The sequence below is a fragment of the Pseudomonas sp. A1230 genome (assembly GCF_044218825.1).
Taxonomy (GTDB): domain Bacteria; phylum Pseudomonadota; class Gammaproteobacteria; order Pseudomonadales; family Pseudomonadaceae; genus Aquipseudomonas; species Aquipseudomonas iridis.
This window is the reverse complement of the sequence record NZ_CP162582.1, coordinates 4,097,188-4,121,270: the sequence shown is the minus strand read 5'-3', so window position 1 is coordinate 4,121,270 and position 24,083 is coordinate 4,097,188. Positions and strand designations below refer to the sequence as shown.

22 protein-coding genes are annotated in these 24,083 nt (G+C 58.8%); 17 read left to right on the top strand and 5 right to left on the bottom strand.

Annotation, left to right across the window (positions count from 1 at the left end; genetic code table 11):
- The first annotated feature begins 97 nt into the window (after positions 1-97).
- The 4 genes from cgtA to AB4P97_RS19285 all read left to right on the top strand — a co-directional run bounded on the left by cgtA (position 98) and on the right by AB4P97_RS19285 (position 5,224).
- The gene (gene cgtA / locus AB4P97_RS19300; protein ID WP_115146542.1) at positions 98-1,321 is read left to right on the top strand and encodes an Obg family GTPase CgtA; all 1,224 of its coding nucleotides are present in this window, start codon (positions 98-100) and stop codon (positions 1,319-1,321) included.
- 137 nt (positions 1,322-1,458) lie between these two features.
- Entirely contained in the window at positions 1,459-2,577 is a 1,119-nt protein-coding gene (proB, locus tag AB4P97_RS19295; protein WP_042561149.1) for a glutamate 5-kinase, read from the top strand.
- A gap of 10 nt (positions 2,578-2,587) precedes the next feature.
- A complete protein-coding gene (locus AB4P97_RS19290) occupies positions 2,588-3,055 on the top strand; it encodes a CreA family protein (RefSeq protein WP_042561148.1) in 468 nt (155 codons plus the stop codon).
- 129 nt (positions 3,056-3,184) lie between these two features.
- Positions 3,185-5,224: a hypothetical protein gene (locus AB4P97_RS19285; protein WP_395601480.1), complete on the top strand. Its 2,040-nt coding sequence runs from the start codon at positions 3,185-3,187 to the stop codon at positions 5,222-5,224.
- A 127-nt stretch (positions 5,225-5,351) separates the two neighbouring features.
- On the opposite strand, the gene rpsT is transcribed toward AB4P97_RS19285, so the two are convergent.
- Positions 5,352-5,624, bottom strand: a complete 273-nt coding sequence (gene rpsT / locus AB4P97_RS19280) for a 30S ribosomal protein S20 (RefSeq protein ID WP_003228351.1) — start codon at positions 5,622-5,624, stop codon at positions 5,352-5,354.
- 252 nt (positions 5,625-5,876) lie between these two features.
- Here rpsT and murJ point away from each other — a divergent pair, with 252 nt between their 5' ends.
- The 6 genes from murJ to ispH all read left to right on the top strand — a co-directional run bounded on the left by murJ (position 5,877) and on the right by ispH (position 13,362).
- Entirely contained in the window at positions 5,877-7,415 is a 1,539-nt protein-coding gene (gene murJ, locus AB4P97_RS19275; RefSeq protein ID WP_042561146.1) for a murein biosynthesis integral membrane protein MurJ, read from the top strand.
- Between the two features lie 129 nt (positions 7,416-7,544).
- Positions 7,545-8,483 (top strand): bifunctional riboflavin kinase/FAD synthetase, encoded by a 939-nt coding sequence (gene ribF / locus AB4P97_RS19270; RefSeq protein ID WP_042561145.1) that lies wholly within the window; start codon positions 7,545-7,547, stop codon positions 8,481-8,483.
- Positions 8,484-8,496: 13 nt separating this feature from the next.
- Complete coding sequence (gene ileS, locus AB4P97_RS19265) at positions 8,497-11,328, top strand: isoleucine--tRNA ligase (RefSeq protein ID WP_042561144.1); 2,832 nt, start codon at positions 8,497-8,499, stop codon at positions 11,326-11,328.
- A complete protein-coding gene (gene lspA, locus AB4P97_RS19260) occupies positions 11,321-11,833 on the top strand; it encodes a signal peptidase II (RefSeq protein ID WP_042561143.1) in 513 nt (170 codons plus the stop codon). Before ileS ends, lspA begins: the two co-directional genes overlap by 8 nt.
- Before the next feature lie 7 nt (positions 11,834-11,840).
- On the top strand, positions 11,841-12,278 hold the full coding sequence (gene fkpB, locus AB4P97_RS19255; RefSeq protein ID WP_181818467.1) for an FKBP-type peptidyl-prolyl cis-trans isomerase: 438 nt from the start codon (positions 11,841-11,843) through the stop codon (positions 12,276-12,278).
- 139 nt (positions 12,279-12,417) lie between these two features.
- The gene (ispH, locus tag AB4P97_RS19250) at positions 12,418-13,362 is read left to right on the top strand and encodes a 4-hydroxy-3-methylbut-2-enyl diphosphate reductase (RefSeq protein ID WP_042561141.1); all 945 of its coding nucleotides are present in this window, start codon (positions 12,418-12,420) and stop codon (positions 13,360-13,362) included.
- On the opposite strand, the gene AB4P97_RS19245 is transcribed toward ispH, so the two are convergent.
- Positions 13,334-13,888 carry a GspH/FimT family pseudopilin gene (locus AB4P97_RS19245; protein ID WP_042561140.1) on the bottom strand — a complete coding sequence of 185 codons (555 nt, stop codon included), beginning with the start codon at positions 13,886-13,888 and terminating at the stop codon, positions 13,334-13,336. The genes ispH and AB4P97_RS19245 overlap by 29 nt on opposite strands.
- 130 nt (positions 13,889-14,018) lie before the next feature.
- On the opposite strand from AB4P97_RS19245, the gene AB4P97_RS19240 reads away from it, so the two are divergent.
- The 7 genes from AB4P97_RS19240 to thiO are packed head-to-tail and all read left to right on the top strand — an operon-like array spanning position 14,019 to position 20,790.
- The gene (locus AB4P97_RS19240) at positions 14,019-14,492 is read left to right on the top strand and encodes a GspH/FimT family pseudopilin (RefSeq protein ID WP_042561139.1); all 474 of its coding nucleotides are present in this window, start codon (positions 14,019-14,021) and stop codon (positions 14,490-14,492) included.
- Positions 14,489-14,938, top strand: coding sequence for a type IV pilus modification protein PilV (gene pilV / locus AB4P97_RS19235; protein ID WP_042561138.1), 450 nt, complete (start codon positions 14,489-14,491; stop codon positions 14,936-14,938). The genes AB4P97_RS19240 and pilV overlap by 4 nt, the downstream gene beginning before the upstream one ends.
- On the top strand, positions 14,935-15,648 hold the full coding sequence (locus AB4P97_RS19230) for a PilW family protein (RefSeq protein ID WP_042561137.1): 714 nt from the start codon (positions 14,935-14,937) through the stop codon (positions 15,646-15,648). The genes pilV and AB4P97_RS19230 overlap by 4 nt, the downstream gene beginning before the upstream one ends.
- 11 nt (positions 15,649-15,659) lie before the next feature.
- Positions 15,660-16,139: a PilX N-terminal domain-containing pilus assembly protein gene (locus AB4P97_RS19225; RefSeq protein ID WP_042561136.1), complete on the top strand. Its 480-nt coding sequence runs from the start codon at positions 15,660-15,662 to the stop codon at positions 16,137-16,139.
- A complete protein-coding gene (locus AB4P97_RS19220) occupies positions 16,126-19,215 on the top strand; it encodes a pilus assembly protein (protein WP_042561135.1) in 3,090 nt (1,029 codons plus the stop codon). Before AB4P97_RS19225 ends, AB4P97_RS19220 begins: the two co-directional genes overlap by 14 nt.
- A gap of 15 nt (positions 19,216-19,230) precedes the next feature.
- Complete coding sequence (locus tag AB4P97_RS19215) at positions 19,231-19,632, top strand: type IV pilin protein (protein ID WP_047303296.1); 402 nt, start codon at positions 19,231-19,233, stop codon at positions 19,630-19,632.
- A 57-nt stretch (positions 19,633-19,689) separates the two neighbouring features.
- Positions 19,690-20,790, top strand: a complete 1,101-nt coding sequence (gene thiO / locus AB4P97_RS19210) for a glycine oxidase ThiO (protein WP_042561133.1) — start codon at positions 19,690-19,692, stop codon at positions 20,788-20,790.
- Between the two features lie 129 nt (positions 20,791-20,919).
- On the opposite strand, the gene AB4P97_RS19205 is transcribed toward thiO, so the two are convergent.
- Genes AB4P97_RS19205 through AB4P97_RS19195 form a run of 3 tightly spaced genes read right to left on the bottom strand, consistent with a single transcriptional unit; the run spans position 20,920 to position 24,075 of the window.
- Entirely contained in the window at positions 20,920-22,266 is a 1,347-nt protein-coding gene (locus AB4P97_RS19205; protein ID WP_395601479.1) for a sigma-54-dependent transcriptional regulator, read from the bottom strand.
- Positions 22,263-23,852: a sensor histidine kinase gene (locus AB4P97_RS19200; protein ID WP_395601478.1), complete on the bottom strand. Its 1,590-nt coding sequence runs from the start codon at positions 23,850-23,852 to the stop codon at positions 22,263-22,265. The genes AB4P97_RS19205 and AB4P97_RS19200 overlap by 4 nt, the downstream gene beginning before the upstream one ends.
- Positions 23,842-24,075 carry a PP0621 family protein gene (locus AB4P97_RS19195; protein WP_042561130.1) on the bottom strand — a complete coding sequence of 78 codons (234 nt, stop codon included), beginning with the start codon at positions 24,073-24,075 and terminating at the stop codon, positions 23,842-23,844. The genes AB4P97_RS19200 and AB4P97_RS19195 overlap by 11 nt, the downstream gene beginning before the upstream one ends.
- Positions 24,076-24,083 lie beyond the last annotated feature (8 nt).

Below are 24,083 nucleotides of genomic sequence, written 5' to 3'. Positions count from 1 at the left end.
GATACAGGTCGTGTTTTGGGGTCGCTGCGCTCATTTTTGCAAGAGTCTTATGTCTTGATTGTTTTTCGGCTCGTCCGTATGGCGAGAGGCGTTGGTTATGAAGTTTGTTGATGAAGTATCGATTCGAGTAAAAGCTGGTGATGGCGGCAATGGCGCCATGAGTTTCCGTCGGGAAAAATTCATCGAGAACGGTGGCCCGAACGGTGGTGATGGCGGTGACGGCGGTTCCATCTACATGATGGCCGACGAAAACCTCAACACCTTGGTCGACTACCGTTACACCCGGCACTTCGATGCCGAGCGCGGTTCCAACGGCGGCAGCACCGACTGCACCGGTAAAAAAGGTGAAGACCTGATCCTGCGCGTTCCAGTCGGCACCACCGTGATCGACTCCGCTACTCAGGAAGTCATCGGTGACCTGACCAAGGCTGGTCAGAAACTGATGGTAGTGCAGGGCGGCTGGCACGGTCTGGGTAACACCCGTTTCAAATCCAGTACCAACCGTGCGCCGCGCCAGACCACTCCGGGTAAGCCGGGTGAGCAGCGCGACCTGAAACTGGAAATGAAAGTGCTCGCCGACGTAGGTCTGCTGGGCTTGCCGAACGCCGGTAAAAGTACCTTTATCCGTTCGGTCTCGGCAGCCAAGCCGAAAGTTGCCGATTACCCGTTCACCACGCTGGTGCCAAACCTGGGCGTGGTCAGCGTCGATCGCTGGAAGAGCTTCGTCGTTGCCGATATTCCGGGCCTGATCGAAGGTGCTTCCGATGGCGCCGGCCTGGGTATTCGCTTCCTCAAGCACCTGGCGCGTACGCGTCTGCTGCTGCACCTCGTCGACATGGCGCCGCTGGATGACGCCAGCGCGCCGGATGCCGCTGAAGTGATCGTCAATGAACTCATCAAGTTCAGCCCGTCCCTGGCTGAGCGCGATCGTTGGTTGGTGCTGAACAAGTGCGACCAGATCCTTGAAGAAGAGCACGAGGAGCGCGTCAAGGAGATCGTTGATCGTCTGGAGTGGACTGGTCCGGTCTACGTGATCTCGGCCATCTCCAAGCTGGGTACCGAGCGTCTGTGCCACGACATCATGCGTTACATGGAAGATCGTGCCGACCGCCTGGCCAACGACCCTGCCTACAAGGAAGAGCTGGCTGATCTCGATCAGCGCATCGAAGACGAAGCGCGTGCGCAACTGCAGGCGCTGGATGACAAGCGTGCCCTGCGTCGCAGTGGCGTGAAGTCGGTCCACGACATCGGCGACGATGATTGGGACGAAGAAGATGTGGATGACGAAGACGGTCCGGAAATCATTTACGTGCGTGACTGATCCGTTGCGATAAACTTGAACGCCGCTCAATCGAGCGGCGTTTTAGTATCTGGAAATCAGTAGTTGGTCAGGAATAGCCACGATTAACGTCACGGGTGGTGCCAGGTCGCGCCGCCCTCAAGCTAAGGTTGAAAATGATGCGGAGCAAGGTGACAGGTGCGCAGCGTTGGGTCGTGAAGATCGGCAGCGCTTTGCTGACGGCTGATGGCAAAGGGCTGGATCGTGCGGCAATGAGTGTCTGGGTCGAGCAGATGGTGGCTTTGCATGAGGCTGGTGTCGAGTTGGTGCTGGTGTCCTCCGGGGCGGTAGCGGCCGGCATGAGTCGCTTGGGCTGGACCGCACGACCCAGTGCGATGCACGAACTTCAGGCTGCCGCCGCTATCGGTCAGATGGGTCTGGTGCAAGCCTGGGAATCAAGCTTCGCCGAGCATGGCCGGCACACCGCGCAGATTCTCCTGACCCACGACGACCTGTCCGATCGCAAGCGCTACCTGAATGCCCGCAGCACCCTGCGAGCGCTGGTCGAGCTGAAAGTAATCCCGGTGATCAACGAAAACGACACGGTGGTTACCGACGAAATTCGTTTTGGCGACAACGACACGCTGGCGGCGCTGGTGGCCAACCTGGTTGAGGCTGATCTGCTGGTGATCCTGACGGATCGCGACGGTATGTTCGATGCCGATCCGCGCAACAATCCAGAGGCGCAGCTGATTTATGAGGCGCGCGCCGATGATCCGAGCCTGGATGCGGTGGCGGGTGGCACCGGTGGTGCGCTGGGGCGCGGCGGCATGCAAACCAAGTTGCGCGCAGCGCGGCTGGCGGCGCGCTCCGGTGCGCACACCATCATTGTGGGTGGTCGTCTCGAGCGTGTGCTGGATCGGCTGAAAGCGGGCGAGCGTATCGGTACGTTGTTGTCGCCCGAGCGCGGCATGTTGGCGGCGCGCAAGCAGTGGCTGGCAGGGCATCTGCAAACCCGTGGCACGCTGGTGCTGGATGATGGTGCTGTGTCGGCGCTGTCTCAAGGTAACAAGAGCCTGCTGCCGGTTGGCGTCAAGCTGGTGCAAGGCAGTTTCCGTCGTGGTGAAATGGTGGTCTGTGTGGCGCCGGACGGTCGTGAAATTGCTCGCGGCCTGGCCAACTACAGCGCGCTGGAAGCTCAAAAAATCATCGGTCAGTCGTCGGATGCGATTGTCGGTTTGCTGGGTTACATGGCTGAGCCGGAACTGGTTCACCGTGACAACCTGATTCTGGTGTAAGGAAAATTCAATGCGCGTAGCAAAAGGATTGTTGGGTCTGTTGATGGCGCTGCCATTGCTGGCCTCGGCCGAGGAAATCGGTCAGGTGTCGACGGTGTTCAAATTTGTCGGTCCGAACGACCGGATCGTGGTCGAGGCGTTCGACGACCCCAAGGTCGAAGGTGTGACCTGCTACCTGTCGCGTGCCAAAACGGGCGGCGTAAAGGGGAGTCTGGGGTTGGCGGAAGATCGCGCCGAAGCTTCGATTGCCTGTCGTCAGGTCGGTCCGATCAAGTTCAGGGGCGAGCTGAAGGACGGCGATGAGGTGTTCAAGGAGCGCACATCGTTGGTGTTCAAGACCATGCAGGTGGTGCGTTTCCTCGACAAGAAACGCAATACGCTGGTGTATCTGGTCTATAGCGATCGCGTGATCGAGGGTAGTCCACAGAATGCGGTGACGGCCATTCCGATTTTGCCGTGGGTGCCGGTTCAGCCATAAGGCTGGAAACCATTACAGGGTCGGGTTTGTTTCCAGGCCCATTGGTTGAATGATTGAGGGCGAGCCGTTTGGCTCGCCTTTTTGTTTCTCCTTGTTGAATTGATGTGCTTCAGGCGCGAAGGGATTCGTATGCGTTCTTTTTTTATGTCGCTGATGGTGTGTTGCTCGCTGTCCATGCAAGTGCAGGCCGAACCGTTTTATGCCGGAAAGTCATTGGCGCACCCGGTGATCCAGTCTCAGGAGAGTGGCGCGACGTTGGCGTTTGTTCGCGAGCCGTCGGGCGTTGTGGGGTATGCGTGCATGTGTGATGCGCCGACAGCGGTGCCGCAGATGCTCGACAATTTCGGTGATTCGAGCATCGAGTCAGTGTTCTACGCCAGTCTCGATAGCGATATACAGACCTTGATTGTCCTGTCCCGAGCGGGTGGGCGAAATGGGCTCCATGGCTATCGATTCAGTGAGCGATCGGGCAAATATCGCAAGCTGAACAGTCTGCAGCCGGTTCTGGATCGCATTGCGAGCAATCAGAAGAAGCTCAATGCCGCACGGGTAGTGAGCGAGCTGAACAAGTTGCTGCCCTATGACTACGGTTATGAGATGGCGGCAACTGGCATCCCCGAGTTCGATGCGCTCGATCCCACGGCTGGCACGTTAGTGGGCGAATTCGGTGTTGGTGGCGTTCCGGCCTCGGAGGGCGGTGAGCCGTCAGAAGATGGTGTCTATGACGCCTACAAGAAAACCTTTCTGCAGCGCGAAGGGCGTTGGTTGACGCTGACCTACGAGCGCACGCCGATGGAGGAGGGTGAGCTCGCTCCGGCCTTTCGTGTAACGCAAATGGCGTGGGAGTCTGACCCGAAACGATATGTGGGTTCGGAGGACGGCCCTCTCGTTAAGTTGTGGGGTGATCGTGTGCTGGAGCGAGGTGTGATGGTTCGGGGCAAGAAGACGGGTGACTGGATCGAGTTTGATGCAGCGGTCTCCGAGGCCTCGGGAGCTTATGCGAATGGTTTGAGGCAGGGCACCTGGGTGATCAACGAGCGCCATAGTGTTTCCGAGGGTTTGTTCGTCGATGGTTTGCGTGAGGGGCGCTGGACGATCACTGCGTACGATAAAGACGAAGATATTTCCGGGTTCGATACGTATAAACACGATGTTCTGGACGGTCCGACAGAGCGAGTCAGGGGAAGTGAGGTTGTCTCGCGCGGCGAGTACCGGAATGGTCGGCAGAACGGTCATTGGCTCAGTGGTGAGGGTGAGGGCGGTTACGTGTCAGGTGCCAGGGAGGGCGCCTGGACTCTCAAAGTGGACGGCGACCGCGTTCAAACCTTGTCGTTTGTCGCGGGTAAAAAGGATGGAGAGCTGCGCGAGGTTGATGCTACGGGTGTGCTGCGACTGCTTGAGCACTACAAGGCTGGTGCGCTTGATGGCTTGAGAGAGACTTACGCTGCAAACGGCAAGCTGACCTATTCGGCGACCTACGTGGCGGGGCAGATCAAGGGGCGTGCGCTGACCTATACCGATGATGGTTCGGTACTGCTGTCTGAGATCACTTGGCTTCACGGAAATAGAGAGGGGCCCTTTCGTACCTATCACTCAAATGGTCGGTTAGACCGAGTGGCTATTTATGAGGCGGATGAGCCCATCGGCAACGATCAGTCGTTTAATGAGGCTGGGGCGTTGGTTTCAGACAGAAATTACTGCCATGTGGTCGATGGCAAGTACACAAGAATCAAGCCGTGTGGCCTGCAGCGTAGTTTTCGCGGTGATGGGGTAGCCTACTTCGAGGCCGATTACCTGTTCGGGGTCAGGCAAAGTGTGCGTCACGAGTCTTACGAGGGGCGAAAGGTCGAGGAGTTGCTGTTGGGTGCGGATGATCGTGTGATACACAACGATTACTACCCCAATGGGCAATTGAAGTGCTCCGAGCCCATGCAGGGATATCGTCTGATCACCGTTGAGGGGCGGGAATACAAAGACTATTCCTATGCGAAGCGTGAAGGTGAAATGGTCTGCTACTACTCGACCGGCGTCGTTGAGCGTCGCTTCAACTTTAAGGGTGGCGAGCTGGTCGGCTGTTACACCGGGTACGATGAGTCGGGCGTGCAGAACTTTCCGCCGCCAGAGGGGTGTCCTCCACCGAAGCCGGTCATGTTCAATTTTGGTGAGTAGACTCGGTGAGTCGGGTGCGTACCCTTGATCGGGTGCGTGCCTGTTTGCGGGGTTGTGATGAGAGGGGCGCCAAATCGCAGGCAATAAAAAACCGACCCGAAGGTCGGTTTTCTAATGACTACGTCGCTTAGGCAGCTTCTTTCAGTGCCTTGACGTGGCCATTCAGACGGCTCTTATGACGAGCAGCCTTGTTCTTGTGGATGATGCCTTTATCGGCCATACGGTCGATAACTGGCACAGCCAGAACGTATGCAGCTTGAGCTTTTTCAGCGTCTTTTGCGTCGATGGCCTTAACTACATTCTTGATGTAGGTACGAACCATGGAACGCAGGCTGGCGTTGTGGCTGCGACGCTTCTCAGCCTGTTTTGCACGTTTTTTGGCGGAAGGTGAGTTGGCCACCGTCGAGCTCCTCGAAAGACTTTTTAGGAAATAGCAAACAAAATAGGCCGCGAATCATGCCGATGAAGAGAAGTCTTGTCAAGGGCACTTGAATCGTTCCGCTAAGTGGTAGGTATAAAGAGGCGGGATATTTATTTCCGGCGCTTGACCTGTAAACTCGCGAGCTTTGGCTCTGTGCTGCTGCGGCGCGGAGTATCGCACAAGTAGGCGCTTTATTCGCCTGCTGTTTATCGACAGGCATAAACTCCTTCAATGAATCTGCTCAAATCGTTGGCCGCCGTCAGCTCTATCACGATGATTTCCCGGGTTCTCGGGTTTGTTCGCGATACGCTGATTGCTCGAATATTCGGCGCCGGAATGGCGACAGATGCCTTCTTTATCGCCTTCAAATTGCCCAATCTGTTGCGGCGGATCTTCGCCGAAGGGGCTTTTTCCCAAGCGTTCGTGCCCATTCTTGCGGAATACAAAAGCCAGAAGGGCGAAGAAGCTACCCGCACTTTTATCGCCTATGTTTCGGGTTTGCTGACGCTGGTGCTGGCGCTGGTCACCGCGCTGGGCATGATCGCCGCGCCGTGGGTCATCTGGGCCACCGCCCCGGGGTTCACCGATACCCCGGAAAAATTCCAGCTCACCTCTGACCTCTTGCGGGTGACGTTCCCTTATATATTGCTGATCTCCCTGTCCTCGCTGGCCGGTGCGATCCTCAATACCTGGAACCGCTTCTCGGTGCCGGCATTTGTGCCGACCTTGCTCAACGTCAGCATGATCGTGTTTTCGCTGTTCCTCACGCCGTACTTCGATCCGCCGGTCATGGCGCTCGGCTGGGCGGTATTGGTCGGGGGGCTGGCGCAGTTGCTGTTTCAACTGCCGCACCTGAAAAAGATTGGCATGCTGGTGCTGCCGCGCCTGAATCTGCGTGATACCGGTGTATGGCGGGTGATGAAACAGATGCTGCCAGCGATCCTTGGCGTATCGGTCAGCCAGATTTCGCTGATCATCAACACCATTTTTGCTTCGTTTCTGGTTGCCGGATCAGTGTCCTGGATGTATTACGCCGACCGTTTGATGGAATTGCCATCGGGGGTGCTGGGCGTGGCGTTGGGCACAATTCTGCTGCCGACGCTGGCCAAAACCTACGCCAGCAAGGATCGCCACGAATATTCGCGGATTCTCGACTGGGGCCTGCGCCTGTGCTTTGTGCTGGTGTTGCCGTGCTCTTTGGCGCTGGGGATCCTCGCCGAGCCGTTGACCGTTTCGTTGTTCCAGTATGGTCAGTTCACTGGCTTCGATGCCGAAATGACTCAGCGAGCATTGATTGCCTATTCTGTCGGTCTGCTCGGGATTATCGTGATCAAAGTGCTCGCGCCAGGCTTCTATGCGCAACAGAACATCCGTACGCCGGTAAAAATCGCAATCTTCACGCTGGTATGTACTCAGTTGTTCAACCTGGTATTGATTGGTCCGCTCGCCCACGCCGGCCTGGCCCTGGCGATCAGTGCCGGTGCGTGCCTCAACGCCGGGCTGCTGTTCTATCAGTTGCGCAAACAGCAGATGTACCAGCCGCAACCGGGTTGGGCCAAGTTCGGTTTCAAGCTGATCGTGGCAGTGGCGGTGATGTCGGTGGTGTTGCTGATCGGCATGCATTTCATGCCGGCGTGGGATCAAGGCCACATGCTTGAGCGCTTCCTGCGTCTGGGGGCATTGGTGGTGGCTGGCGTGGTTGCGTATTTCGGCATGTTGCTGCTGCTCGGTTTCCGTCTGCGCGACTTCAATCGCAAGGCCTTGAGCTGAGGTTTTACCCTTTATGAATGGGCGCGGGCCGGCAGTTTTGTCGGCTCGATCACTTTGCGTTACGGTGTTGCCTGTCGTCGACCGTCGGGTGTGGTTATAATCGACCACTTTATGAGCAAGAAGCGCGTTATGCAGCTGGTTCGAGGCCTCCACAACTTGCGCCCCCAGCATCGGGGCTGCGTCGCCACTATTGGCAACTTTGACGGTGTTCACCGTGGTCACCAGGCTATCCTGGCCCGACTGCGTGAGCGTGCGCTCGAGTTGGGCGTACCCAGCTGCGTGGTGATTTTCGAGCCGCAGCCACGGGAGTTTTTCGCCCCCGAGACCGCGCCGGCACGTCTGGCCCGGTTGCGCGACAAACTGCAGCTACTGGCCGCCGAAGGTGTCGACCGGGTCCTGTGCCTGGCCTTCAACCAGCGTCTGAGCAAACTCAGCGCCAGTGAGTTCGTCGACACCATTCTGGTGGACGGGCTCGGCGTGCAGCATCTGGAAGTCGGTGACGATTTCCGCTTTGGCTGCGACCGCCTCGGCGATTTCGATTTCCTGTTGCAGGCCGGGCAGGTTCACGGGTTTACCGTCGAAGCCGCGCAAACCGTCGAGCTGGATGGCATTCGCGTCAGCAGCACTCAGGTGCGTAACGCCTTGGCCGCCGCCGATTTTGCCTTGGCCGAACGTTTGCTCGGTCGCCCGTACCGCATCGCCGGTCGTGTGCTGCATGGCCAGAAGCTGGCTCGGCAATTGGGTACGCCCACTGCCAATATTCAACTCAAGCGTCGTCGCGTGCCGTTTACCGGGGTGTATCTGGTGGATGTCGACATCGACGGCAAGACCTGGCCCGGCGTCGCCAATATTGGCGTACGGCCCACGGTGCAAGGTGATGGCAAAGCTCACCTTGAAGTCCATCTTTTAGATTTTGCCGGCGATCTGTATGACCGGCGTTTGACGGTGGTTTTCCACCAGAAGCTGCGTGAAGAGCAGCGATTTGCCTCTCTGGAGGCGCTGAAAACGGCGATCAATGCGGATGTCGCCACCGCCCGTGCACTAGCCGCACCTAGCGCCCATCGCTAATGAAGAGCCTTAAATGACCGACTATAAAGCCACGTTAAACCTTCCGGACACCGCCTTCCCAATGAAGGCCGGCCTGCCACAGCGCGAACCGCAGATTCTGCAGCGCTGGGACAGTATTGGCCTGTACGGAAAGTTGCGCGAGATTGGCAAGGATCGTCCGAAGTTCGTCCTGCACGACGGCCCTCCGTACGCCAACGGCACGATCCACATCGGTCACGCTCTGAACAAGATTCTCAAGGACATGATCATCCGCTCGAAAACCCTGTCGGGTTTCGATGCGCCGTACGTGCCTGGCTGGGACTGCCACGGCCTGCCGATCGAGCACAAGGTTGAAGTGACCCACGGCAAGAACCTGGGCGCGGACAAGACCCGCGAACTGTGCCGTGCCTACGCCACCGAGCAGATCGAAGGGCAGAAGTCCGAATTCATCCGCCTCGGCGTGCTGGGCGACTTCGCCAACCCGTACAAGACCATGAATTTCCAGAACGAGGCCGGTGAAATCCGCGCTCTCGCCGAGATCGTCAAGGGCGGTTTCGTGTTCAAGGGCCTCAAGCCTGTGAACTGGTGCTTCGACTGTGGTTCGGCTTTGGCCGAGGCGGAAGTCGAGTACGAAAACAAGAAGTCGTCGACCATCGACGTGGCCTTCCCGATCGCTGACGAAGCCAAACTGGCTGCCGCGTTCGGCTTGCCGTCGCTGGCCAAGCCTGCCTCGATCGTGATCTGGACCACCACCCCGTGGACCATCCCGGCCAACCAGGCGCTGAACGTTCACCCGGAATTCAACTACGCGCTGGTTGATGTCGGCGACAAGTTGCTGGTGCTGGCTGAAGAGTTGGTCGAAGCCTGTCTGGCTCGTTACAGCCTGGAAGGTTCGGTGGTTGCGACCACCACCGGTAAAGAACTGGAGCTGATCAACTTCCGTCACCCGTTCTATGACCGTCTGTCGCCGGTATATCTGGCCGACTACGTCGAACTGGGCGCTGGCACCGGTGTGGTTCACTCCGCCCCGGCTTATGGCGTAGACGACTTCGTGACCTGCAAGAAGTACGGCATGGTCAACGATGACATCCTCAACCCGGTTCAGAGCAACGGCGTTTACGTGCCGACGCTGGAATACTTCGGCGGCCAGTTCATCTGGAAGGCCAACCCGGCCATCGTCGAAAAATTGACCGAAGTCGGTGCGCTGATGCACACCACCGTCATCGAACACAGCTACATGCACTGCTGGCGTCACAAGACTCCGCTGATCTACCGCGCTACCGCGCAGTGGTTCATCGGCATGGACAAAGAGCCGGTCAGCGGCGACACCCTGCGTATTCGCTCGCTCAAAGCCATCGAAGAAACCAGGTTCGTTCCGGCCTGGGGCCAGGCGCGCCTGCATTCGATGATCGCCAACCGTCCCGACTGGTGCATCTCGCGTCAGCGCAACTGGGGCGTGCCGATCCCGTTCTTCCTCAACAAGGAAAGCGGCGAGCTGCACCCACGCACCGTCGAACTGATGGAAGAAGTGGCCAAGCGCGTTGAAGTCGAAGGCATCGAAGCCTGGTTCAAGATGGACGCCGCCGAACTGCTGGGTGATGAAGCGCCGCAGTACGACAAGATCAGCGACACCCTCGACGTCTGGTTCGATTCGGGTACCACGCACTGGCACGTCCTGCGCGGTTCGCACCCTATGGGCCACGAGACCGGCCCGCGTGCCGACCTGTACCTGGAAGGTTCCGACCAACACCGTGGCTGGTTCCATTCGTCGTTGCTGACCGGTTGCGCCATCGACAACCACGCGCCGTACCGCGAACTGCTGACCCACGGCTTCACTGTCGACGAAGCGGGCCGCAAGATGTCCAAATCCCTGGGCAACGTGATCGCACCGCAGAAAGTCAACGACACCCTGGGCGCCGACATCATGCGTCTGTGGGTGGCTTCGACCGATTACTCCGGCGAAATCGCCGTGTCCGAGCAGATCCTGGCTCGCAGTGCCGATGCCTACCGCCGGATCCGTAACACCGCGCGCTTCCTGCTTTCCAACCTGACCGGTTTCAACCCGGCCACCGACATCCTGCCGGCTGAAGAAATGCTCGCGCTGGATCGTTGGGCGGTGGATCGCACCTTGCTGCTGCAACGCGAGCTGCAAGAGAACTATGGTGAATACCGTTTCTGGAACGTCTACTCCAAGATCCACAACTTCTGCGTGCAGGAGCTGGGTGGTTTCTACCTCGATATCATCAAGGATCGCCAGTACACCACCGGCGCCGACAGCAAGGCACGTCGCTCGTGCCAGACTGCGCTGTTCCATATCTCTGAAGCGCTGGTGCGCTGGATCGCGCCGATCCTCGCCTTCACTGCCGACGAACTGTGGCAATACCTGCCGGGCGAGCGTAACGAATCCGTCATGCTCAACACCTGGTACGAAGGTCTGACCGAACTGCCGGAAGGCTTCGAGCTGGGCCGTGAGTACTGGGATCGCATCATGGAAGTGAAAGTCGCGGTCAACAAAGAGATGGAAATCCAGCGTGCAGCGAAAGCTGTCGGTGGCAATCTGCAAGCCGAAGTGACGCTGTTTGCCGAAGAGGCTCTGACTGCCGACCTGGCCAAGCTGAGCAACGAACTGCGCTTTGTATTGATCACTTCGACCGCCAGCGTTGCACCATTCGTACAGGCTCCGGCCGACGCGGTGGCTACCGAAGTCAGCGGCCTGAAGCTGAAGATCGTCAAATCGGCATTCCCCAAGTGCGCTCGCTGCTGGCACTGCCGCGAAGACGTCGGCGTGAACCCGGAGCATCCGGAAATCTGCGGTCGTTGCGTCGACAACATCAGCGGCGCTGGCGAGGTTCGTCACTATGCCTAATGCCATTGGCCGTTTCGGACGGTTGGGCTGGCTCTGGTTGAGCTTGCTGGTGCTGGTCATCGACCAGGCCAGCAAGTTCTACTTTGAAAACAAGCTCGAAATGTTCCAGCAGATCGTGATCATCCCCGATTATTTCAGTTGGACCCTGGCGTACAACACCGGCGCTGCCTTCAGCTTTTTGGCTGACAGCTCCGGCTGGCAGCGCTGGCTGTTCGCCCTGATCGCGATTGTGGTCAGTGCGGTGCTGGTGGTCTGGCTCAAGCGTCTGGGTCGCAACGAAACCTGGCTGGCCATCGCCTTGGCGCTGGTGCTGGGTGGTGCGTTGGGCAATCTGTATGACCGCGTGGCCCTGGGCCATGTAATCGATTTCATTCTGGTGCACTGGCAGAACCGCTGGTACTTCCCGGCGTTCAACATCGCCGACAGCGCTATCAGCGTTGGCGCGGTGATGCTGGCACTGGATATGTTCAAATCCAAGAAAACCGAAGAGGCCGCTCATGACTGAACAAGTATTGGCTGAGCAACGCATTGGCCAGAACACGGAAGTCACTTTGCACTTTGCATTGCGCCTGGAGAACGGCGACACCGTCGACAGCACGTTCGACAAGGCTCCGGCGACCTTCAAGGTCGGCGACGGCAACTTGCTGCCGGGTTTTGAAGCGGCGCTGTTCGGCTTCAAGGCGGGTGACAAGCGCACCCTGACCGTCGAGCCGGAAAACGCTTTCGGTCAACCGAACCCGCAGAACGTGCAGATCATCCCGCGCTCGCAGTTTGCCGACATGGAACTGTCTCCCGGTTTGCTGGTGATCTTCAACGATGCGGCCAATACTGAGCTGCCGGGCGTGGTGAAAGAGTTCGATGACGCGCAAGTGACCATCGACTTCAACCACCCGCTGGCGGGCAAGACGTTGACCTTTGACGTGGAAATCATTTCCGTCAAAGCGCTGTAAAAATATGGGAGCGAGCCTGCTCGCGAAAGCGGTGTGTCAGGCGACATCGATGTTGAATGTCAGTCAGCTTTCGCGAGCAGGCTCGCTCCCACCCAGTTGGTAATTCATTGTTTTTCGCGCGCAAGACACGAGGCATAGCATGCAAATCAAACTCGCCAATCCCCGTGGCTTCTGCGCCGGTGTGGACCGGGCGATCGAAATCGTCAACCGCGCCCTGGAAGTCTTCGGGCCACCGATCTACGTGCGTCATGAAGTGGTGCACAACAAGTTCGTCGTCGAAGACCTGCGCAGCCGTGGTGCGATCTTCGTTGAAGAACTGGATCAGGTGCCGGACGACGTCATCGTGATCTTCAGTGCTCACGGCGTATCGCAGGCCGTGCGTACCGAAGCCGCTGGTCGTGGCCTGAAAGTGTTCGACGCTACCTGCCCGCTGGTCACCAAGGTGCACATCGAAGTCGCGAAATACAGTCGCGACGGTCGTGAATGCATCCTGATCGGCCACGCCGGTCACCCGGAAGTCGAAGGCACCATGGGCCAATACGACGGCAGCAATGGCGGCGCGATCTACCTCGTCGAAGACGAAAAAGACGTCGCCGAATTGCAAGTGCACAACCCGGAGAAACTGGCCTTCGTCACCCAGACAACCTTGTCGATGGACGACACCAGTCGTGTCATCGATGCGCTGCGTACGCGCTTTCCGGCCATCGGTGGGCCGCGCAAGGACGACATCTGCTACGCCACACAAAACCGTCAGGACGCCGTCAAACAATTGGCCGACGAGTGTGACGTGGTGCTGGTGGTCGGCAGCCCGAACAGCTCCAACTCCAACCGCTTGCGTGAACTGGCTGAACGCATGGCCACCCCGGCCTACCTGATCGACGGCGCCGAAGACCTGCAAAAGAGCTGGTTTGATGGCGTCGAGCGTATCGGCATCACCGCCGGTGCTTCGGCGCCGGAAGTGCTGGTGCGCGGCGTGATTCAGCAGTTGCACGCCTGGGGCGCTACCGGTGCCGATGAGCTGGCCGGACGCGAAGAGAACATCACCTTCTCCATGCCTAAAGAGCTGCGCGTCCGCTCGATCTGACGCTTTTGGCTTTTTGACACAGCGCCTGTTCAGTCTTTTCGCTGCTCAGGCGCACGCGACCGGTCGCTGCCAGCACTATCTGGCGCTGGCTGACCGCCTCGCGAGTCGAGCAGATATGTAACGTCCCGGCCTGAAATTTGCGCCCGGGCATCAGCGGTTGCCCCAGATTGCTGAACCGCACATAACGATTTACCAGCCAATTGCCGACAATCGGCACCTTCGCATCGCTCGCATGCTCCATCAGCAGCGGGTTGTTGCTGTCCTCCGCGCCCTTGCCGCTGATATCCAGAATGATCCGCCAACCCTGACTCCAATCGCCGTTGATGCCATGAATCACCGTGGTCTGATTGCGCGTGATGGCTGTTGTGCGGGCGTTACGAATACCCTCGATCAATGACTGCGCTGCCTGGTCGCGCTGGTTCGATTCGGTGAGCGTGGCAAACGCCGGACTGACCAGCAGCAGAACAATTGCGCCAATCGCCAGTCCCATAAGCAGTTCGATCAGGCTGTAGCCTTGTTGCGACATGAAAACGCCCTCCTTGGAGTGTGATCAGCGACGCGTTCCCTGCGTCGCTGCGAGTAAATCAACCGACATGTATCGATTGAATGTTCTAGCGTGTAGAAGCAGGTATAGCCGACGGCAACGGAGGGCATCGATGGATCATCGTACAAAAGGTTTCACGCTGATCGAGTTGCTGGTCGCCATCGCGATTTTTTTGGTCCTGATCACACTGGCGGTGCCCGCCTTCACCCGATCCATACAAAGCAGCAAGGCCGATACCGAAATGGGCGATCTGCAGCGGGCGATCAATTTCGCCAGGCTCGAAGCGATTGACCGCGGCGCGACGCTGCGTCTGCGTCCGACCGCCGGGGGCGGCGTCTGGACCGGTGAGTTGGCTGTCTACGACAGTACTGGCACTGCGGCCAATGTGTTGCGGGTTGTTCCGGCGATGAGCAGCGGCGCAACTCTGACGCTAACCTCAGGAGTGACCGCGCTGGATTTCAACAACCTCGGCGGTCTGGCCGCACCCTCAACGGCAGTGGTCATCAGTTACACGCTGGGAACGCAGAGCAGGACGCTTAACGTGTGTTTGAACGGACGAATTCAACTGGGTGGAAGTTGCGGATGAGGGCAGGGAGCAAAGGCGTACAGCAGGGCATGACGCTGATCGAAGTGCTGGTCGCGTTGCTGATTCTGACGGTCGGGCTGCTAGGGGCGGCGGCGGTGCAAATCAATGCACTGAAATACACCGACAGTTCACGCATGACCAGTCAGGCCAGTTTCATCGCCTACGACATGATGGACCGCATCCGTGCCAACTCCGGTGCGAATTACACCGTTACGCCACCGACCTCGGCCAACCCTGGCAACGCCCGGGATCAGGATCTCTACGATTTCACCACTAGTATCGTCAACTTCGGCGGGCCGACCGCGACGGGCAGCATCACCCTCAACCAGCGGGTTTACACCATCACGATCACCTGGAGTGACGCGCGCGCGGCCAACACGGCCAGCGCTCAGCGCAGTTTCGTCCTGAGCAGTCGCGCCGCCGTTGATCCGGTGGTCATGCCATGAAGCGCCAAAATCGCGGTTTCGGGCTTATCGAATTACTGGTTGCTTTGGCGCTGGGGCTGATCGTGGTGTTGGGCGTGGTGCAGATTTTCATCGCCGCAAAAAACACCTATGTCAGCCAGAACAGCGCTGCTGCCATGCAGGAAGACGCGCGCTTCGTGTTGAGCAAGATGATCCAGGAAATCCGCATGGTCGGAATGTTCGGCTGCCTTGGCACCATCACCGATTCAAGTAATGCCGGGGACTTCAATGCGGCGCAGATCACGCCGATCAATTGGGATAACGCCAATCTCAAGTTGACGCTGGTCACGGCGGATATTGGCGGTGGCGGCGGCACACCCACCTGGACGGTGCTGTCCGATTGCCGCAACAGCGCGACGGCCTATACCGGGTTGCGAAGCCCGGCGACCGGGCAAATTTCTTTTCCTGTCAGACGTTTGATCTACAGCTTCAGCAATAACCAGATATTGATGGGTACTGGCAGCGGCAATCCGGCGCAACAGGTGCTGGTGAATAACGTCAGTGCTTTCAACGTGACATTCGGTGTGGCGAGTTCTGCGACGGATGTCGCAGCCTCGACCTACAGCACCAATCCGGGCGATCCGGCACTTATTCGCAGCGTGCGCCTGAGCCTGACCCTCGCCGACCCCAACAACCGGGTGCGCAATCAAACCTTCAACGTGGTTGCCGCTTTGCGCAACCGCTTGCAGTGAGGGTCAGGGCGATGAGGATTTCTCTCCATCAGCGTCAGGCGCAGAGGGGCATGGTGCTGCTAGTCAGTCTGGTTTTTCTGTTGCTGATGACGATGATCGGCCTGTCATCGATGCAGAGTGCCAACCTGCAGGAAAAAATGGCCGGGAGCGTAGGCCTGCGCAATCAATCATTTCAGACCGCCGAAGCAGCGTTGCGTGTGGGCGAGAGCGCGGTGCAACTGGACAGTTTCGCGTTGGCAGTGTGCAGCGGCACCACGCAATGTGCGCCGCCAGCCGAGTCGTCGGTGGTGAGTACGGCGGGGCTCAATTCAACCTCGGGGGTGCTCTGGATTGCCGCAGGTAACGGCTTCTATGGCGTGCAGAACATCGGTACGACGCTGACCGCCGTGAATGTGCCGAGCAACACCTCGGCGACGCTTTATCGGGTGACCGCTGTCGGCATCGCCGGTACTTCGCGTAGCGTTGTGGAGAGCATCTATGCAAAGTTTTGAACGCTGCGTATCTCTGCTGATCGGCATGCTGCTGACTTTCTATCTGGCCGCACCGGCTTATGCGTTCACGCCGTCTGACTCGCCATTGCTGAGTGCGGCGGCGGTGCCACCGAACGTTATGTTGCTGATCGACGATTCGGGGAGCATGAACAGCATCATCTATGCGGCGGGATTCGATCCGACGCTCAACCGCACGCCCGCCCGGGAGTGCAATGCGTTCCTGGGGTTGTGCTCAGGCCTGAATGCGCCAGCGATTACGGGCGATACAGTGTTCTTGTCGAGTCTGCCGACCTCAGGTTGCTCTGGCGGTGCCTATGCGTTTTACAACAACAGCCTTGCGCCGCTTTGCCTGAAACTGCCAGACCCGGTGGGTGGCGGTAATACCCGCTACTCAGGGGATTACATTTCGTACGTGGTCGGTCTTGCCATCAACAATGGCACCCGCGACTTCACCACCGGGGCGATCCCCAACGATTACCGAATCAACGTCGCACGCAACGTATCCACGGCACTGGTCAGCAGTAACCGCACTTTGCGCATGGGCCTGTCGACGTTCAACCCGGCGACCAGCAGCAACTCTGGCAATGGAGGTTACATTGCCCGTTCCATTGCTGATCTGTCTCCGGTCGCCGGCAGCGTGACCCAAGCCCAGGCTGACTCCAATTACAACGTGTTGATCTCCTCGATCAATAACTTGAGCGCCGTGGCCAACACGCCGTTGGCGGAAACCTATTACGAAGTCACTCGCTACATGCGCGGCATGGCGCCGTTCTATAACAGTACGCCGACTACCTACACCAGCCCGATCCAGTACCGCTGCCAGAAAAATTACGGCGTTGTGATTACTGACGGCTTGCCGACTTTCGACCGTACCTTCCCGACCAATGATCCGCTGGGTACAAACCGTTTGCCGAACTGGGACGGCGTCAACAATGACGGCGACAACCTTAACGGCGACGGTGAGGGCGACACGTTGTATCTGGATGACATCGCCAAATTTGCCTACGACATCGACATGCGCTCCACCGGCACCGACGCGGCAGGCAAGAGCTGGAACGCAGTGGATTTCCCCAGGCAGAACATGAACACCTACACCGTGGGCTTCGCCGCTGACAACGACATGCTCTCGGACGCAGCGAGTTACGGGCAGGGCCGGTACTATCAGGCAACCGACAGCGCTGGCCTCAATGCTGCGTTGTCGTCGGCGCTGAGCGACATCACCTCCAAGGCCGGTTCGGGCGGTGCTGGTGCCGTTAGCGGAGCCACCCTCAGCAGTAACAGCAGTTTCTATCAAACCACCTATGACCCCAAGGACTGGCGCGGCACGATCAAGGCATTCGGCTTCACATCGGCCGGAACCGTTAATACCTCGACGGCACTCTGGAACACCGACACAACAATTGTCCCCGGGGCCACGGCGCCGACTTACCAATCATGGAACACCTCCAGTAACGCCGCCGTCACGCTGGCCTACGGTAATTTTTCCGCCGGGCAGCAGACGACACTCAGCCAGGGCCTGCCCACCGGTATCACCGGCATTGATCTGGTGGAGTGGAGCAAGGGCACCAACAAGAGCGGGCTCAAGGTGCGCAGCGTATTGCTCGGCGACATCATCAACTCGCCATTGGTGCTGGCCTCGCCTGCGGACAAAACCGCCTCCGACCTGTCGGGCGACACCACTTACAGCACTTACCTGACGACCAAAGCGGCGAACATGAGCGCCAGCCTGGTGGTGAATGCCAACGATGGTTTCGTCAACGTCATCAATTCGGCCAATGGCACCCGGCGTTACGCTTACATGCCATCCAGTGTGTTGCCGTCGTTGCGCTTGATCGCCGACCCGAACTACATCAATGGCGTCAGCCACAAGTTTCTGGTCGACGGCCAGGTCGGCGTGTATGACGCGCAACTCAACAACGCCTGGAAAACCCTGGCCATTGGCGGCACCGGAGCGGGTGGCAAAACCTTTTACGCGCTGCAACTGTTCGATGCTTCCGCAGGCAACGTCATGCGTGCGTTGTGGGAAGTCAGCGCACCGACCATCGCCAACACCGGCAACGCTTTTAATGATCTGGGTTATGCCTATGCGCGACCGGAAGTGGCACGCTTGGTCGATGGTCGCTGGGCGGCGTTTATCTCCAATGGTTATGGCAGCAATTCGGGGCTGGCAGCGCTGTATGTGCTGGATGTACGCGACGGTTCGTTGATCAAAAAGATCGTTGTCGACAGTACGGACACCAGTAACGGTTTGTCCTCGGTGAAGCTCAAGGTCAACTCGCAAAATGTGGTGCAGGCTGCCTATGGCGGTGACTTGAAAGGGCGGTTGTGGAAATTCGACCTCAGCGCCACTGCGCCCGACAGCTGGGGCGTGGCGTTTTCCGGCAAGCCGCTGTTCACCACGGCGGGCGGGGCGACGCAGCCGATCACGGCGCAGCCTTTGCTGGCGGACAACGCATCGGGCGGTAAGCAGATCTTCGTCGGTACCGGTAAATTCAACGAAACCGCCGACAAGACCAACAAGGATTTGCAGGCGTTCTATTCAGTGTGGGATGCCGATGGCGGGTCCGGGCAGCTCACTGTCAGCAACTTGCAGCCGCAGGCGATTACCGGCTCTTTCTCTGGCAGTTCCGGGCAATTCCTGACCACCACGCAGAACGACACGACGTATCCGGGGGAGAAGGGCTGGTACTTGCCGCTGGTGTATAACAACGTGCTGACCGGCGAGCGAGTCATCAATCAAGCGAGTATCGTGCTGGGCCGTATCGTCTTCACCACGGCCAGCGTCGACACCACCGATCCCTGTGCGAGTTTCGGTACCGGCAAACTGGTCGAACTCGATGCGTTCAGCGGTAAGATGCTCAACTATGCCGTGCTCGACACCAATTCCGACAACCTGGTCGACAGCAATGACACGATCTCCAGTGGCGTGATATTCACTGGCGGCATTCCGACGCTGAACTTCATCTCCAGTGACGGCAAACGCAAAGGCATGACCGACACCAGCGGCACCATCACCATCATTGTTGAAAAGGGCGGCGGCGGCAGTCGTCGTATCATGTGGCGACAAATACAGTAAGTGAGAGTTTGAGGCATGCGCAGATCCAACCGAGGTTTCACCCTGATCGAAATCATGATCGTGATTGCGATCATCGGGATTGTGCTCACCATCAGCATTCCAAGCTACAACGAATACGTGAAGAAAGGCCGCCGCGCCGAAGTGGTGTCGCTGCTCTCGGAGCAGGCACAGAGCCTCGAACGTTTCTACACCAAGAACAATGTCTACACCGGTATCACCGGTTTGAGCGCGGGCAATGATTTCTACACCCTTACGCCGACGATCACTGATCAGACCTTCCTGCTGACTGCCGCCCGTAAAACGGGCACGGCCATGGCCACCGACAAGTGCGGGGATTTTACCCTGACCAATACCGGTGTCAGAAGCATGAACAACGCGACCACCGGGCTGACCACCAAGGATTGCTGGGGCCGCTGAGGCGCTTATCTTCGGGCGCCTTTTGCGCTCACTGTCTTTTTTACGGTTGGATCAAACATGACCAGGCAACAGCAAGTGGTGATTGTCGGTGGCGGGGTGATTGGCCTGCTGACCGCCTACAACCTCGCCTCCGAAGTACGCAGCGTGGTGCTGCTGGACCGCTCGAATGTCGGCCGGGAATCGTCCTGGGCGGGCGGCGGTATCGTTTCTCCGCTGTATCCTTGGCGCTATAGCCCGGCGGTCACCGCCCTGGCGCATTGGTCTCAGGATTTTTATCCACAGCTCGGCGAGCGTTTGTTTGCCGACACCGGCGTTGATCCTGAAGTCCACACCACGGGTTTGTACTGGCTGGATCTGGACGACGAAGCCGACGCGCTGGCGTGGGCTGAGCGGGAAAACCGTCCGTTGCGGGCTGTGGATATCTCGGCGGCGCATGATGCAGTGCCGGTGCTCGGTGCTGGATTCTCGCGGGCTATCTACATGGCCGATGTGGCCAACGTAAGAAATCCACGCCTGGTGAAATCCCTGAAGGCAGCCTTGCTGGCGCTGCCGAACGTGACTATTCACGAGCAGTGTGAAGTCAGCGGTTTTGTTCGCGAGGGCGAGCGGGTTGTTGGCGTGCAGACTTCCACTGGCGTGATCACTGGGGATCAGGTCGTGCTGACGGCTGGCGCGTGGAGCGGTGATCTGCTCAAGACGCTGGATCTGACGCTGCCCGTCGAGCCAGTCAAAGGCCAGATGATTCTCTACAAGTGTGCGGCTGACTTTCTGCCGAGTATGGTGCTGGCCAAGGGGCGCTATGCGATTCCGCGTCGTGACGGGCACATACTGATTGGCAGCACGCTGGAACATGAAGGCTTCGATAAGACCCCGACCGATGTGGCGCTGCAGAGCCTCAAGGCTTCGGCGGTTGAGCTGTTGCCGGCACTGGCGGATGCCGAAGTGGTGGGGCATTGGGCAGGGTTGCGTCCGGGTTCGCCGGAGGGGATTCCCTACATTGGCCGAGTGCCAGGGTTTGAGGGGCTGTGGCTCAATTGCGGGCATTACCGCAACGGTTTGGTGTTGGCGCCGGCGTCGTGTCAGTTGTTTGCCGATGTGATGCTGGGGCGAGCGCCGATTATTGATCCGGCGGCGTATGCGCCTGAAGGCCGTATTTAGCCGTGGATTGTCCAGGCGTCTGTTAGATCGCCATCGCGGGCAAGCCCGCTCCCACAGTGTTCGTGGTGTTCATCGAACCCATGTACACCAAGAAAACCTGTGGGAGCGGGCTTGCCCGCGATAGGGCCCTCAATCCAGACCGAGTTTTTTCAGTCTGTAACGCATCGACCTGAATGAAAGACTCAACCGCTGCGCCGCCGCAGTCCGATTCCAGCGGGTCTCCTCCAGCGCCTGCAAAATCAGTTTACGTTCGACGTTCTCCAGATAATCTTCCAGATTGTCGATCTGCGTCAGATCGGCAATCGCGCCATCCGCTGCACAGTTGCCTTCGCTCAAGCGCAAATCTTCAGCCTCGATCGTACGGTTCTCGCACAAGGTATGCGCCCGTTCGAGCACGTTCTCCAGTTCCCGCACATTCCCCGGAAACCGATAGTTTTTCAGAGCCTCCAAAGCGTGCAGATGAAGGAGTGCCGCTGGTTGGCCGGTGTCTTTGGCCAGGCGCTGAAGCATGTGCGCCGCCAGCACTTCAATGTCATCCCGTCGCTCGCGCAGGGGCGGCACACGCAATTCGATCACGTTTAGCCGGTAATAAAGATCCTGACGAAAGCGCTCGGCGGCGACTTCTGCGTCGAGGTCCTTGTGCGTCGCGCAGAGAATGCGCACATCGACCACGGTTTCCTGCTGACCGCCGACACTGCGTACGGCTTTTTCCTGAATCGCCCGCAGCAGCTTCACCTGCATCGACAGTGGCAAGTCCGCCACTTCATCGAGAAACAATGTCCCGCCCTGTGCTGCCTGGAACAGGCCCGGTTTGTCCTCGACCGCGCCGGTAAAACTGCCTTTGCGATGGCCGAAAAACTCGCTTTCCATCAGTTCCGAGGGTATTGCCCCGCAGTTCACCGGCACGAACGGCTTGCCGGCGCGAGGCCCTTGTTCGTGGATCAGTCGTGCGACCAGCTCTTTGCCGCTGCCGGATTCGCCGCTGATGTACACCGGTGCCTGGCTGCGAGCGAGCTTGTCGACTTGTTTGCGCAAGTTGCGCATCGGCGGCGAATCACCCAGCAAGCGGCGATCAATTGAGGTGCTTGCGTCGCCAGCGGCGGGCATGCGCAGTGCTGTCGCGACCAATTCCCGCAGTCGGGTGAGATCTACCGGTTTGGTCAGAAAGTCGAAAGCTCCCGCCTTCAACGCATTGATTGCCGTTTCCAGGCTGCCGTACGCGGTGATCATCGCCACCGGCAGTTGTGGATAACGTTGCTGAATATGCTGCACCAGTTCCAGCCCCGTGCCATCGGGCAGGCGCATGTCGGTCAGGCACAGGTCGAAGGTCTCGCGCTGCAACAGCGCCTGGGCCTCACCCAGATTGCGTGCGCTGTAGCTGTTGAGTTTCATCCGTCCCAGAGTGATTTCCAGGAGTTCGCGGATATCGGGTTCGTCGTCGACGATGAGGATTTTTTGCCGTGGGCTCGTGTTCAACTTTGTTTCCGTCCGTGAGCAAAGGTGATGCGAAAGCAGCCGCCGCCTTGGCGTGGATTGAAGTCTAGGCGCGCTTGGTTGCTTTCGCACAGCTCACGGGACAGATAAAGCCCAAGGCCGGTGCCTTGGCTGCTAGTGGTGAAGAACGGTTCGAACAGATGCGCTTGCTGATCAAGCGGTACGCCGGGGCCGTTGTCCTGAACCTCGAGTACCGCCAGTTGGCTCTCGGGTTCGATGAACAGGGCCAGCCAGACCTCGGCCTGATCATGCAGCATGGCGCTGTGACGCCAGCCGTTGCGTAAAAGATTGTCGAGAATTTGTGTGAGCTGGTTGGGATCCATCAGGGTGGCGAAGTCGCCCGAGTTGATCCGCAGATGAATCTTCTGCCGCTCGGTAGCCTGCATTCGGCTCTCAGTGACGAAGTTTTCCAGCCACGGCTTGAGGTCCAGCCGTTGTGGAGCGCTCTGTTGACGGCGGGACAGTTGCAGGACGTTTTCGATAACTCGGTTCATGCGCTGGGAGTGGTCTTGAATAATCTGCGTCAGACGCCGATCCGCGCTATCGAGTTCCTCGGACTCCCCCAACAACTGCGCGGCATGACTGATGGCGCCCAGCGGATTGCGAATCTCGTGGGAAATGCCGGCCGTCAAACGCCCGAGCGCGGCAAGTTTCAGTTGCTGGGCTTGTTGAGCGATCTGCGCGAGGTCTTCGAGAAACACCAGGGTTTGCTGATTGGGGCTTTGTTCGAGGGCGATGAAGCTTGGCTGCAGTTCCAGGCCGTTGCCGGGGATTTTCAGACTTTGTGGGCGCAGTGTCGGGTTGTTCAGCCACAGTTGCAGGCGTTCGACCAGCGCGGTCGAGTAATCGTCGATCAAATGGCCCTGAAGGTGCGATTGCGCGAGCAGGGTCTGCGCGCTGTGATTGGCCAGCTGTACCCTGCGTTGTTCGTCGAGCACCAGGATCCCGGTGCGCATGCGTTGCAGGATCAGCGCATTGAGAGCCTCCAGACCGACCACTTTGCTGGCGGTTTGCTCGGCCAGGGTTTCGCTGACCTCCAGCCGCCGGACCAGCCCCTGCACCAGCAACGACGCGGCAAAACACAACGCGCCGAGGGTGCCGGCCTGCAGGTATTCGTTGGCGCTCAGGGGATGGCTGAAACTCAGCAGAAAGCTTAAACCGACAATGCCGATGGCGCCGATGGCGGCGATCAGCAGACCGATGCGGCGGCGCAGCAAGGTATTGCTGATCGCCACAGAAACGATCAGCAAGTTGCCGAGCGCACTGGCCACGCCGCCAGCCGCGTAGAACAAGCCGCACAGCATCAGAACGTCGACCAGCGCCAGGCTGAACAATTGCGCGGGGCGTCGGGTGTTCTCCAGGAACACCACCAGCAAAATGTTCAGCGCCAGATACAGCCAGCTGCCGTTGCGCAGCAGATCGTCGTTGGCCGACGTCAGCAGGCGGTTGTCCATGTTGCTGGAGATCAGCAGCACCAAGGTGATGCCGACACTTAAACGGTAAAGATGATAAAGGCGCAGCAGACGCTGAGCCTGTTTGCTGTCGGCGTGGGAGGCCTCAGCGATCACTGGAACCTGGGCCTTGCTCGAGGTGAGCCTGGCTGCAATACCACTGTTGTTGAAGGCTCAGCGCGCGGTCGCGGGGCAGATGCACGCCGCAATGGGCGCAGCGCACCATCGGCGCAGCATCTTGCTCGCGAGGAGACTGGGCGGACGAAGCAGGGGCCTTGAACTTGCGCCACAACCAAATCGCGGCAAATATCAGGGCAATCCAGAACAATAAACGAAGCATGATGAGCG